This is a genomic window from Bacillus yapensis (genome assembly GCF_005280205.1).
Classification (GTDB): Bacteria; Bacillota; Bacilli; order Bacillales; family Cytobacillaceae; genus Robertmurraya; species Robertmurraya yapensis.
The window spans coordinates 118964-132344 of record NZ_SUND01000013.1 but is presented as its reverse complement, the minus strand read 5'-3'; the positions used below and the strand labels follow the sequence as shown (position 1 = coordinate 132344).

Annotated in this window: 13 protein-coding genes; 2 read left to right on the top strand and 11 right to left on the bottom strand. The window is 40.0% G+C overall.

Annotated elements, in window-relative coordinates; translation table 11 throughout:
• Positions 1–57: 57 nt before the first annotated feature.
• The 6 genes from FAR12_RS15930 to FAR12_RS15905 all read right to left on the bottom strand — a co-directional run bounded on the left by FAR12_RS15930 (position 58) and on the right by FAR12_RS15905 (position 5597).
• Complete coding sequence (locus FAR12_RS15930) at positions 58–1284, bottom strand: Ger(x)C family spore germination protein (RefSeq protein WP_126409800.1); 1227 nt, start codon at positions 1282–1284, stop codon at positions 58–60.
• Entirely contained in the window at positions 1281–2867 is a 1587-nt protein-coding gene (locus FAR12_RS15925) for a spore germination protein (RefSeq protein ID WP_126409799.1), read from the bottom strand. Before FAR12_RS15925 ends, FAR12_RS15930 begins: the two co-directional genes overlap by 4 nt.
• The gene (locus tag FAR12_RS15920) at positions 2854–3981 is read right to left on the bottom strand and encodes a GerAB/ArcD/ProY family transporter (protein WP_126409798.1); all 1128 of its coding nucleotides are present in this window, start codon (positions 3979–3981) and stop codon (positions 2854–2856) included. The genes FAR12_RS15925 and FAR12_RS15920 overlap by 14 nt, the downstream gene beginning before the upstream one ends.
• A complete protein-coding gene (locus FAR12_RS15915) occupies positions 3978–4205 on the bottom strand; it encodes a hypothetical protein (RefSeq protein ID WP_126409797.1) in 228 nt (75 codons plus the stop codon). The genes FAR12_RS15920 and FAR12_RS15915 overlap by 4 nt, the downstream gene beginning before the upstream one ends.
• A gap of 158 nt (positions 4206–4363) precedes the next feature.
• Positions 4364–4822, bottom strand: coding sequence for a threonine/serine exporter family protein (locus tag FAR12_RS15910; protein WP_126409796.1), 459 nt, complete (start codon positions 4820–4822; stop codon positions 4364–4366).
• A gap of 13 nt (positions 4823–4835) precedes the next feature.
• Positions 4836–5597, bottom strand: coding sequence for a threonine/serine exporter family protein (locus FAR12_RS15905; protein WP_126409795.1), 762 nt, complete (start codon positions 5595–5597; stop codon positions 4836–4838).
• A 180-nt stretch (positions 5598–5777) separates the two neighbouring features.
• Between FAR12_RS15905 and FAR12_RS15900 the strand changes: the two genes are divergently transcribed.
• Entirely contained in the window at positions 5778–6623 is an 846-nt protein-coding gene (locus FAR12_RS15900) for an HAD family hydrolase (RefSeq protein ID WP_126409794.1), read from the top strand.
• Between the two features lie 31 nt (positions 6624–6654).
• Here the strand turns inward: FAR12_RS15900 and recQ are convergent, their stop codons facing one another.
• Both recQ and FAR12_RS15890 read right to left on the bottom strand, forming a co-directional pair.
• On the bottom strand, positions 6655–8763 hold the full coding sequence (recQ, locus tag FAR12_RS15895; protein WP_126409793.1) for a DNA helicase RecQ: 2109 nt from the start codon (positions 8761–8763) through the stop codon (positions 6655–6657).
• Positions 8764–8889: 126 nt separating this feature from the next.
• Entirely contained in the window at positions 8890–9690 is an 801-nt protein-coding gene (locus FAR12_RS15890) for an HAD family hydrolase (protein ID WP_126409792.1), read from the bottom strand.
• A gap of 319 nt (positions 9691–10009) precedes the next feature.
• Between FAR12_RS15890 and FAR12_RS15885 the strand changes: the two genes are divergently transcribed.
• Positions 10010–11224 (top strand): MFS transporter, encoded by a 1215-nt coding sequence (locus FAR12_RS15885; RefSeq protein WP_126409791.1) that lies wholly within the window; start codon positions 10010–10012, stop codon positions 11222–11224.
• 166 nt (positions 11225–11390) lie between these two features.
• Here FAR12_RS15885 and FAR12_RS15880 read toward each other — a convergent pair whose 3' ends face one another.
• The 3 genes from FAR12_RS15880 to FAR12_RS15870 all read right to left on the bottom strand — a co-directional run bounded on the left by FAR12_RS15880 (position 11391) and on the right by FAR12_RS15870 (position 13316).
• Positions 11391–11816 (bottom strand): hypothetical protein, encoded by a 426-nt coding sequence (locus FAR12_RS15880; protein ID WP_126409790.1) that lies wholly within the window; start codon positions 11814–11816, stop codon positions 11391–11393.
• Positions 11817–11940: 124 nt separating this feature from the next.
• The gene (locus tag FAR12_RS15875; RefSeq protein ID WP_126409788.1) at positions 11941–12663 is read right to left on the bottom strand and encodes an amino acid ABC transporter ATP-binding protein; all 723 of its coding nucleotides are present in this window, start codon (positions 12661–12663) and stop codon (positions 11941–11943) included.
• Positions 12660–13316, bottom strand: coding sequence for an amino acid ABC transporter permease (locus FAR12_RS15870; protein WP_126409786.1), 657 nt, complete (start codon positions 13314–13316; stop codon positions 12660–12662). The genes FAR12_RS15875 and FAR12_RS15870 overlap by 4 nt, the downstream gene beginning before the upstream one ends.
• Between the last annotated feature and the right edge of the window lie 65 nt (positions 13317–13381).

Sequence of the window (13381 nt, the reverse complement as noted above, 5' to 3'; positions counted from 1 at the left end):
AGAATTGAGCCACTCTTAAAGATACAGAAAAAAGGCGGAAAAAGCTAGGTAATCCTTTTAATCCTCCGCATCCTTTTTTGGAAGATCTGAAATAAAGCTTTTACTCCTCGTTCCAGATCTACGGAGAGCGATCCTTACATCCACTTCAACATCTGCTCGAGCGAATTCCTCATTCCAATAAGGAAGAACCTTTTTTGCCTTTTTATAATGTTGACGATTGAGAGCCTCTCCAAAGCCAAATATATCGACCCCATAATCCTTTTGAACTTTTTCTATCGTTTCCGTAATCATATTCTTGATCTGTTTATCGCTTTTCTTCTCCAATTCCGTAAAAGTTGCTATTTTCGATAAGTCCTTTTGACACTGCATACTATTAATACTTGCTTCGGAAAAAATATTAACTTTTAACTGTGGTTGATTCCCTTTGTACTCCGTTCTCATTTCTGATTTATTGTTGGTAATAACAATGTCAAAATACAAAGGATTCTCATCATCTTGGTCCTCTTCACAAGGAATGCTAATCATTGTCGATTCTAATTTTTGTGTCCATAAATAATTCCGAGTATCATCTAATGATAAATAGCCAATTAATTTATCTTTCTTAAACACGGCTAATCCATCAAGCATAATTTTAGCTGGTGCCTTCACTTCCATATTGCTTTCGGCATTTTGTCCTTTTTTGGGATCTCCCTCAATGACAACCGTACTTGCGACAGGACTACGGCCTTCCGCAATAATAGCATCAATAAAATCCGTCAGACGAACCCTTGGGTCACCACCCCAGCTTTTTAAGAGGGTCTTAATAGACTTTTGAACTTTCAATGATGGTACTCGTTCAACAGGATCATTAATCATTGCAAAGTCGCGAGCCGTATGATTTTTCGTAATTAAGATATTGAAATCATTTCTAAATTGAGGACTCCGTTCCAGAGAATCTAAAAAATGGCTCACCCCATTATCTTTAGCAACTGTTTCATTAATATATAGCGCTCTAGTATGAGAGAATATAAGTCGCCTACTCACGCCCACATTCATTTTTGCAGAGATTTCTGGAAGAGAGTTTCCTTCCAATGTCATAATTGAAACAGGCGCACCTTGGGCAGGATTTTGCTTAGAATATTGGGCAGGATTCACATATCCAACTGTTAATTGATACTTTTTATCCTTCCCTGGATCAATCGCCATTCCAGTTACGATGGCGATATCATTTAGTTCGATACTATCCCAACAGCCAGTAAGAATTACAGTGGCGGCACACAAGAGCAAAAGTAGCCTTTTTTTCACTTTCCTCCCCCCTTAGCTGGTGGTGGAGACGGGATATGTTTTCCTTTCTTTTTCATTGGTGATTCTGGGTATAAATAAGATGGTCGCTTTCGATTCGCCCAAATCGGAAATCTAACAAAAATATCATCCTGTTCTTTAATGTCAAATGGAGCAACTGCCGCCAAATATGGGATACCAATGGAACGTAAGCTCACAAGATGGATCACCATCACTATGAGAAATAATAGAACTCCGTATAGTCCGAAAATAGCTGAAAAAAGAATCAGAATAAACCGAAGCAATCTGGTCGAAATGGAAAAATTATAAATTGGGGACACGAAGCTTGCTATTGCCGTGAACGCGACAATAATGACTAAAACGTTTGAAACTAGCCCGGCCTCAACCGCTGCCTGCCCGATTACTAATGCCCCAACAATAGAAACTGTTTGACCAACGGCTCTCGGCATCCGAACTCCCGCCTCACGCATTATTTCAAATGTTAGCTCCATCACGAAAATCTCAATTACAGCCGGAAAAGGAACCCCTTCTCTCTGCGCTTGAATACTCAGTAATAATTGAGTGGGCATGAGCTCCTGATGGAAAGTAGACAAAGCTACATAAAGGGACGGAAGAACTAATGCGATCATAAAAGAGATATAACGGATTAACCGGATAAAGCTCGACATTAAAAAAGGTTGATAATAATCCTCTGAGGACTCAAAAAAGTCCGTTAGTACACTCGGTACCGTCAGTACAAAAGGGCTTCCATCCAGAATCAAGGCCACTTTTCCTTCCATAATGTGCCCACATATACTATCCGGTCTTTCTGTATTAAAGATAAGTGGAAAAGGTGTAAAAGATTTATCAGAAATAAGCTCTTCAATATTCCCTGAATCAAGTACCCCTCCTATATCGATTTTCTCAATTCTTTTTTTAACTTCTTCCAAAATATCTGCATTCGTAATCGAAGACATATATCCAATCACAAGCTGTGTTTTTGTATCCCTTCCAACATAAAAGCTTTCAAATTTCAAATGAGGATTTCTGATTCTTTTTCGAATTAAGCTAATATTCGTGTTGATATCTTCTGTAAAAGCTTCCTTTGGACCGCGAATAATCGTTTGCGTACTTGGCTCTGTAATGGCCCGCTTCTCAACATTGCCAATTTCTAAAGAAAGTGCCTTCCCCTGACCATCCACCATGATGACCGCATACCCGTTTAAAACATTCCACACCACTTTATGAAAGGTATCCGCATATTCATAGGAAACGGTTGGAAAATAATTATCTCGAATTGAACTAATATCCTTATGTCTTGGATGATCATTATGCGGGTGTAGGCTGTTTAGCACCTTGTTTGTAAGGGTATCCTTGCTTAACATCGTTCCCAAATAGCATACACATGCATCTGTATCACCTAGCTTAATCGGATCGATCGTAAAATCAAAGGAGTGCTGAAAAAGCTCTTGAATTTGCTTCTTGTTCTTCTCTAAGCTTTTGTAATATTTTTTTGAGATATTTTCTTGCTGAAACAACTCTTCCGCAGTAATTTTATTATTGTTTTTATGCTTTCTTCGATTAAATAAAAAATCAGCGAGACCCATTTGCGTCCGATCTCCTTTTTTGTTTTTTTACCTTCCAGATAAGAAGAGGGGCCATGAGAATCGGAAAGATAATCTGAAATGGAATATGCATATACAGAGGGATAAAACGAATTCCTTCTTCAATATGTTCAGCATTATTGGCACTGATTTGAATGGCGATGTAGCCAATAATCATGGAAATCGGGAACACCATATATCGATATGGAACATTCATGATGTGCTCAAGACCTTTTAAACCTCCATATAAAAACACACTCACTTTCGTGATAATCCCAAACATAACGACGAATACAATAATTAAATCAACCCGCTCAATAAATTCAAGTAAGGAAATTTCTCGTGCAGCTGAAAGCAATGGAAAAACAGTTCTTTCCATTTGTCTCGCCCCTAAAGAAGCAATTTCAATCAACGTTCCATAAATGATAATGAACCCACTTACGAGAACCGTGAATACACTCACCTTTGCCGCCTTTGCAAAATGAGAAACATACGGAATAATCACCATGAATGTGACTAACTCGCCGAATGGAAAAGTGAGGAGTCTTGGAAAGACATGTTTCAGAATAGGGCCAAATCCATCTCCCAATATTGGGAGCAAATTCTTCAGTTCAAATTCCCCTGAAAACAAAATAGCTAGGCCAATTAGAATAATGAATGTGAAAACATAAGGAATAAATACTTCTCCTGTTCGTCCAAATACTTCAAGACCTAAATAGAGCATGTATGCACATATTCCCACCATCGTAATCGAAATAACCTCAATAGGTGTGCTTTCGAAAATAACCGATGTGATGAGTTCACAGAAGTCTCTTAAAACCCTGGCTGATATATACAAAAAATAATAAACATATAATAACCCAATGATTTTTCCCAACCATTTTCCAAAGCAAAATGTAATCATTTCAAATAAATTTCTGCCTGGTAGCTGCTGTAGTAAGTACACATAGAACCAAACGAGTCCCGCCCCCAAAACGGTCGCGACACCTACTGCTATCCAAGCATCCTGTTTGGTATCTGTTCCGACGCCTACTACTGCTACGCTGCCAATTTCAAAAGTAAACATTAATACTGCGAGCTGCCATAATGAAATATTTTCTACGAGTTTCTTACTCATGATTGTTGTGACCTTTTATTCTTTCTGATGCGATAATCCATTGCGATGCTATAAATAAAACCGGCAGCTGCTGTTGCGATTACGTATCCTTCGTTCGCCCCTTGATCTAAGGCGAACAGTTTGGAGATGCATTGATAAAAGGATTGTTGCCATATAAACATATCGATAAGTGCTATCATCAGAAGAAGTCCAGCAAATATCACGGAAAATGTAAAAGTAACCACTCTGATCATCCTAATTTTCAGCATTATTGTTCTTACTATTTATTGCTTCTTGTTCCATATTCTTCTCAGAAAATTGGTTATTTATGTAAAGCTCTTCTCATACTTTGTTGTGCATAAAAAAGAGACTTCCCTCCGTCATGGAGAAAAGCCTCTGAAAATCAAAGTCTTGATCTTTTATATACTTTTGGAGGTAGCTTAGCCTTACGAATCAATTGATTAATAACCTCGGAGAAGACAAGACCCAGTGCAATTGCCCCTGAGATTAAACCTGCTTTTACAGCTAAGCTGATGGCAAGGTTATAATCATTCTCAACGAAGTTTCTCATGGCGTCATAAGCTAATCCCCCTGGAACGAGCGGGATGATTCCAGCAACATTGAAAATGATAATGGGCGTTTTGTACAATCTTGCAAAAGTCTGGCTAATTAATGCCACAACAAATGAGCCTGCTAGAGAGGCTGGAACTGCATCAACTCCGAAGTTGGTCATCACGACATAGATGAACCAGCCCGACATGCCGACAATTCCACATTTGATTAGGGAATCCTTTTGCGCATTAAAGATGATACCAAAGGCTGCGGTGGAAATAAAGCTCGTAATGAGCTGTTCTATAATCATATTCATTACTCTCCTACAAAAAAGTTAAGACGACTGCGACACCTGAGCCGATCGCAAAGGCCGTTAATAAGGCTTCTGCTCCCTTTGATAGCCCTGATACAAGATGCCCCGCCATTAAATCACGAACTGCATTCGTCAAGACCAATCCTGGTACGAGCGGCATCACAGAACCAATGATAATTTTATCTAACTCAAAGCCCCAGCCAACTGTTACAAAAAATAGTGAAAGAAGAGCAATAATCAATGAGGCCACAAACTCAGCAAAAAACTTGATCGGAACTAGGCTCTGAGCCAGGATAAAGGCAACCAATCCTGTACCACCAGCTATCACCGCTGGTAAGAAGTCGACCCATGTTCCCTGAAACATAATTAAGAAACAACCACTAGCAATCGCTGCAGCCAGTACCTGTAACTTCACAGAATACTCTACGCCAGATTTCTCAATTTCCTTTAAGGCATGGTAGGCTTCAACCATCGTTAGTTCATTGCTCGTGATTTTTCTCGATATGCTATTCACTAATGTGACCTTATGTAAATCAGTGGTACGATTCGTGATACGAAACAGCTTTGTTTTCGTCGGTTGTTCACTTTCAATGGAAAAAATGATACCTGTCGGCGTGACATAACTATGAGATTCTTTTGCCCCAAACGCTTGGGCCATTCTCATCATCGTGTCCTCGACACGATATGTCTCCGCTCCGCTCTCAAGCATAATCTTCCCCGCCAGTAGACAGACTTCCATCACGTCATACGTGTATTCCTGTTGAATCGTCATTTCTTGTCCCCTTGAAAAAATAATTTTGTATCAATTTCAAAAAAAGTTTCCGAGAAATCGATCTCTAAATATGTATTATCATAATATCAAATTAGACGAATGACAATTTTACAGAAATTTTCCACACTCTATTGTCTTTCACTGCCAAACTTCTTTACACTAGGAGAGAGGTGAACGCAGATGGATTTTACAAAAATTAAAGTAATCGTGTTCGATTTAGACGGAACTCTATACGAAGACACGCATCATTTCGAATTTCAAGCAGCTCGTTTAAAGGAAAAACTTCCGTTAGAAAAGCAGCCATTGTTTGAAAAGGACTTTCTAGCAGTAAAAGAAAATAAGCACCCACTACGTATCGGGCGAATTTATGATGCCCTGCGAGACCTTATCTTAGTTTATTTAGAGAATCATGTACAAGAAGCGTATGATTGGGATGGCAACAAACTCCCTGATGAGAAGGTCAAGGAGCTGTATCCTGAACCGATTGAATTTAATCTGGAGACGATGGTAAATGTCGGGGACCCATGGTGGACTTCTACCTCCATTGCGGTCCACTACGGACTCAATAGCAAACTGAGTTATCAAGCCTTTTTAGAAACAAGAGCTTATATGATGGGACCTGACTTTGAAATGGAACCGATAGAAGGCTTTAAAGAAGCGTTGGAAGGCATACATAGCAAAGTAAAGCTTGTTTTATTAACAAATAGTCCACAGCCAGATAGTGAAGCGATTTTAACAAAAATCGGGCTTGATCAATTACTCGATTTGAAAATTTTTGATGGTGAAAAACCAACTCGTACAATCGCACGCTTTGAATTTGTCAAAAATCATTACAACGTTCAGTATGATGAAATCCTTAGCGTTGGGGACAATTGGATCAACGAAATCCGTCCTGTACAGTCACTTGGCTGTAAGACGATCTTTATCGATCCTCATGGCTTAGGAAACGAGACTTCTGCTGACCTTGTCGTAAAACGAATGGGTGAAGTCATCCCGTTGTTGCGAGCAGAGCAATTTATCGGATAATGAAAACTGCCCCAAATTTTGGGGCAGTTATTTACTTATTCAAAAATACCTTAATCATCAGGTAACTAACTTCTTTCGGCAATTGTTCTTTGATCGGCTTCAGCTTTTCCCGACCAACGGCTTCGACCGCTTGCTCAAGAAGTGGCACGTATTCACTCGGGATAATGTCTGTCCAATCGATATCCATCCCTTGATCCATACATTGCATGATATGATTCTCGATTGTGCTGGTCACCATTTCTCTCTTTTTCGCAATCTCTGAAACAGATAATCCCTCTTTAAAAAGCTCATAGGTCTCGAGATGAGAGTTTTTCTCCGGCTTCTTTTTCTTTGTCGCTGCGTTCATTATTGGAGCTTCACTCTTACGTTCTGGATTCGCTTCGCAAAACTCGAGAATGGCCTGGATAAAGGCATCCCCATACTTCTTAAGCTTCATTTCCCCTACCCCATTGACCTGCAGAAATTCATCTGGGCTCAGTGGCAATTTCACACACATATCCTTGATGGCCGCATCGGAAAAGATGACAAATGGCGGAACCTTTTCTTGGTCGGCAATTGTTTTTCGAACCTCACGAAGTAATTCAAACAGTGGATCCTTTGTAGATATCTGAACGACTTCAATGATTTCTTTTCGATGAACTAATTGTTTTCCAAGTAAAACATTCTTCCCTGCCGGTGTTACAAAGATGGTTGGATAGGCACCTTGCTCAACGCCAATTAAATCCTGCGAAATGAGAAACTCAATGAATTCACTCGCATCCTTCGTACTCATTTCTTTTAAAATCCCATAAGTCGGTAATTTATCAAATCTTAATTCAATGATTTTCTTATTCTTCGATCCTGTTAAAACTTGAGCAACAGCGGTCTTCCCAAAGCGTTGCCCCATCCGGATGATGCACGATAAAACCATTTGGGCTTCCCTCGTGACATCGACTGTTGAACGAGAATCGGTACAATTCCCACAACGACCACAGTCTTCCCCAGCACTATCACCGAAATATTCGAGAATAGAAGACTGCAAGCAGCTTTCCGTATGGCAATAATCGACCATCGATTGAAGCTTTTCAAGCTCACCAGCAATTCTTCTCTCATCTGCAGATTGGTCAATGAGGAATCTTTGAACCTGCACATCCTGCGAAGAGTATAAAAGGATACATTCACTGTCTAGACCATCACGGCCAGCACGCCCCGCTTCTTGGTAATAGCTCTCCATATTTTTCGGCATTTGATAGTGAAGGCAATATCTTATATTGGATTTATCGATCCCCATTCCAAAGGCTGAGGTCGCAACCATGACAGTCGTTTCATCCTGAAGAAATTTCTCCTGCTCGTGGTGACGATCGCTATCGTTCATGCCAGCATGATAGCGTCCAACAGCAATTCCTTCTTTTTGAAGCTTTTCATACAACTGGTCAACTACTTTTCTTGTGGCAGCGTAAATAATGCCGCCTTCCTGCTCATTCTTTTTTACATAGTTTCGTAAAAAAGCATAGCGGTCCTGTCCTTTGATCACCTGAAACGATAAGTTTTCCCTTGCAAATCCTGTAATAATGGTATTTTGTTCAGCAATTTGGAGGGTTTTACAAATATCAGCGCGAACCTGTGGAGTTGCCGTAGCGGTTAAAGCCATCACGATTGGTTTATGCGGGAGACGATCAATTAACTTTTGAATATGAAGATAGCTCGGACGAAAATCATGTCCCCATTGCGAGATACAGTGAGCTTCATCAACGGCAACAAGCGGAATCTCAAGCCCTTCTAAGCGTTCAATAAAGTCATAGGATTCTAGACGCTCGGGAGCAATATATATGAGCTTGTACTTGCCCTCCCTCGCCTCGTTCATGCGCTCGTTCGCCTCTTGAACTGAAATAGAACTATTAATATAGGTTGCTGGAACCCCAACCTGTAGAAGTGTATCGACCTGATCCTTCATTAAGGAAATCAGAGGTGAGATAACGATGGTCGTACCCGGTAAAACAAGAGCGGGAATCTGGTAGCAAATCGACTTCCCGCCTCCTGTTGGCATGACACAGACTGTATCTCTTTCCGCTAAAACGGAACGGATAGCTTCTTCTTGTCCCTTTCGAAACGAAGAATAGCCAAAATAAGATTGCAAAAGCTGTTCAGCTTGTTCAAACATTGGTAATGACCTCACTTTGTGGAACGATATCGGCGATAATTTGATTTTATCGGCGATTTTTCAATTATATCGGCGGAAAAATTTTTTTATCGGCGATTATCGCAATATATCGGCGAAAAACGATTTTTATCGGCGAACACCCGAATTGAGCGTTTCTATTATTTCAAAAAGCTCCTCAAGATGCTTAATTTCATAATCTGGAATGACTTCATTCCGTTCTTTATCATGGCGATTGATCCAGACAGACTTCATCCCGACCCGCGATGCACCAAGAATATCCGTCATTAGGTTGTCCCCTACCATTATAGCCTCATCTTTGGAGACATTCATAATCTGCAAGGCGTGCTCAAAAATAGATGGGTCTGGCTTTCCTCTACCGAATGCCCCAGAAATGACAATTTCATCAAAATAAGGGGCGATCTCTGGAGTAATTGCTAGTTTCGTATTTTGCAAATCTGGAGACCCGTTGGTTAAGAGAAGAAGCTTGTACTTCCCTTTCAGCTTATCCAATACTGCAAAGGTTTCTTCATAAACGAATGGTTTGTTTCGGCGTTCTTGTGGGAAGCGTTCGGCCAGTTCTGCTCCAAAAACGGGATCGTCAATTCCAAGTGCAAGCAGCCCTTGTGTCCAAGCCTCTTTTCGATAGGTAGGGACAATTTCTTTCATTTTACGAAAATCATCGGTATCGTCGAGAAAGTTTCCCCATAATCCTTCGAATGGATTAATCCCAATCATTTTTGTAAAAGGAAAGGTTTCATAGGATGCATAAATTTCACTGGCTTTTTCTCTTACGGATGCTTCTAGTTCTTCATGAGGAATTCCATATTTCTCTTCTGCCACTTTACATGTTGCCACAAAGGCTTCTTTGACACTTTTCTGATCCCAAAGCAATGTATCATCCAAATCAAAAATAACCGCTTTAATCACTCCGAAAACCTCCCACGCAAAATACTTTTAAACTAAGATTACAAGTAAAATTGGGAATAGTAAATAGAGCGAGAAGGCTTATTTCCCAAATCCACGCACAATTTCAAACGAGAAATAACTTCGGATGGAACACTTCAACTAAATAACAAACTCGAATATTTTTCTAACAAGGTTGTAACCCTTATGAGTAAAGGGTTACGAACGAAGCATCTCAATTGTTCGTTTTCAAAAATAATCTTAGAATATTGTGAAATCTATTCCATTCAGGTAAACTAATATTTAGGGAACCGAAATTTCTTCATAGAAAGAAGTGTTAATCATGGACGGTCAACAAATCGCGAAGCACAACCTGCGCATTATGTGGTTTGCGAATTTTTTTATTTCTGGCAGCATGACGATGGTTCTTCCCTTTATTTCACTTTATATTGAAACCTTCGGAAACTTTTCAGAGAAGTATGTTCAGCATTGGTCTGGTTTGACCTTTGGCGTTACCTTTGTAACCGCCTTTTTATTTTCACCGCTTTGGGGAAGAATCGGTGATAAATACGGACGAAAGAGAATACTTATCTTTTCTGCATTCGGGATGGCCTTTTCCATTATGATGATGGGATTTGTTCAATCGGTTTGGCAATTATTTTTACTAAGAACGTTCATGGGGATATTTGCTGGATTCATCTCCATGTCACAGGCATTCATCTCGACGCAAACGCCGAAAAAGATTGCGGGTCGAGTGTTAGGAACCTTACAAACTGGTAGTATCACTGGACAATTAATCGGACCATTACTTGGAGGTGTATTAGCAGACTCCTTCGGATATGCCGATACTTTTAAATGGACCTCGATTGCCATTTTCATTTCCGCTATTCTTGTCATCACGACAAAGGAATATAGGATTGAGGATGCAAAAGGCACGAAAACCTCTTATACAACAAAAGAGGTCTTCAAGCATATTGGACGAAATCCTTTGCTGCTAAATGTCTTATTAATTTCAACCCTTATTCAAATCGCTCATTTTAGCATTCAACCGATTTTATCCCTGTATGTGAGTGAGTTACACGGTCCTGCTAACTTAGCATTCTTTTCAGGAATTGCATTTTCTGTGGCTGGTCTCGGGAATTTGATGATGGCCCGTCAATGGGGGAAAATCGCGGATCGCTATGGATACATTAAAGTACTGATCGCCCTTTTGCTAGTGGCAGGTGTGGTTTATTTACCTGGCGCCTTTGTCACAAATATATGGCAACTTGTTTTTATACGGTTTTTACTAGGTATGGCTATCGGGGGAATTATCCCAGTACGCGTCGCTTATATTCGTCAGGAAGCACCGATCGCCATGCAAGGCGAGGTGCTCGGCTACAATACAAGTTTACGCTTCCTAGGGAATGTCATTGGACCTGTTATGGGCGGATTTATCGCAGGATACTTCGGAATCTCATCCGTCTTCTTTATCACGAGCGCACTGCTTTTACTGAGTGGAGTCTTGCTCATCGCCGTGATTCAAAGAAATCCTACTTTTGCAAAGCAGCATGGGTGATAGGCGCATGATAGTAAACGTATTTCTCATTTAAGGCATTTTGAAGCTATCTGAGTTACTTAGTTTCAGAAAAATCATCCGGACGGGTACGAAATGTCTATTCATTCTTTACGCAACAAAAAAACAGAGGCTGCTCCAAATATTACTTTGGAGCAGCCTCTTCTTTTTAGTGTATTTCAATACCTGTTAAGATATTTTGTTCGCCTTCTTTATGATACTCAATCGTCACATGAGCCTCTTCTTCAATCGCTTCGAAATCAACATCCTGCACACCTGGATCTAGGATTTGGAGCGCAATCGTATCTGTTTCCGTATTTACTTCAATTGTGTGTGGATCTGCCATCCCCACATATGTTGCTTCTTCTACAATCACATCTTCTGATTCGGTAGCTGTATCTTCCTCTACTGCTTTTTCATCTGTAGCTGTATCTTCCTCTACTGTTTCAGTCTCATCGACTGCGTTTTCTTCTGCTTGATTTGTCTCTACTTTTTGGTCATCGCCGGTCGTTTTATCCTCAGTGTCGGCTGTTCCGCAAGCAGTCATGACTAGTAATGCAAGTGCGGTTAATAAGACCCAAATTAGTTTTTTCATTGCAATCACCTCATCCTCTTAGACGTTTTATTTCTAGTAAAGTTACATCTACCATGATTAGCATAACATAATTATTTCATACGTAAAAACCGAGCCTAAAATAGACTCGGTTTCCTACGACTCCTTATAACACCTTGCTTAAAAAGGCTTGCGTACGTTCATGCTGCGGATTGTCGAACAATTCCTGTGGAACATTCTCTTCGACAATATAGCCGCCATCCATGAAGAGAACTCTATCGCCAACCTCGCGTGCGAAGCCCATTTCATGTGTCACAACAACCATCGTCATGCCTTCTTTTGCGAGTTGCTTCATTACCTCTAGCACTTCTCCTACCATTTCCGGGTCAAGTGCTGATGTTGGTTCATCAAAAAGCATAATCTTCGGTTCCATGGCTAAAGCTCTCGCAATTGCTACACGCTGTTTTTGACCACCAGATAAAGAATCTGGATAGGCATTCGCCTTATCCTCGAGGCCAACTTTTTTCAAAAGCGAAAGCGCCGTTTCTCTCGCTTTCTCCTCAGCAATTTTTTTCACCTTAATAGGTGAAAGCATGATATTTTCCAAAACCGTTTTATGAGGAAAAAGATTGAACTGCTGGAATACCATACCGACTTCAGCTCTGATTTTATTAATATCCGTTTGCTTATCAGTAATATCGACGCCTTCAATAGAAACATGTCCAGCTGTAATTGTTTCAAGTAAATTTAAGCAACGAAGGAAGGTCGATTTCCCTGAACCTGATGGCCCAATAACCACAACTACTTCCTGCTGTTTAATGGTGACATTAATATCTTTTAAAACTTCATTAGCACCAAAAGACTTTTTAAGTTTTTCTACTTTGATCATTCTGTTGCTAACCTCTTTTCTAGACGACTTAATAAGAAGCTTAATGTTAAAGTTAGGACAAAGTAAATAACAGCTGCTGTCAAATACGGTTCCCAAACCTTATAATATTGACCATTGAAAGCTCGTGCCCAATAAATTAATTCTGGAACGGCAATTAGAGATATTAAGGAGGATTCTTTTAAAAGGACAATAAATTCGTTTCCTAACGGAGGAATCATTCGTTTAAAAGCCTGTGGTAAAATAACATATCTCATCGCTTGAATATGATTCATTCCAAGCGATCTAGCAGCTTCCATTTGACCTCTGTCAATGGATTGGATACCAGCACGGAAAATCTCCGCGATATAGGCCGCTGAGTTTAATGATAGAGCAAAGATCCCTGCGGCAAGTCCATTTGTTGTTCCTAAAATTGCTGGGATTAAACCAAAATGGATAAGTAGAAGCTGTACAAAAAACGGGGTACCTCTAAAAAACGCTATATAAAGGTTGAACGGAAATGCAAGTATCTTGTTTTTCAACATTTTTCCTAGACCAAATAATAAACCTAAAATGGTACCTAGCAAAATTCCCGCTAACGATATTCCGATCGTGTATAGTGTACCTCTTAGAAAATAGGGCAAATAGTCAATAATTAAGTCAAACCGAAAATCCATCAATCTTTCACCTCTCCTGAAAAAAAATTGCGTAACACTAGGTGATAGAGTTACGCAATTCATTA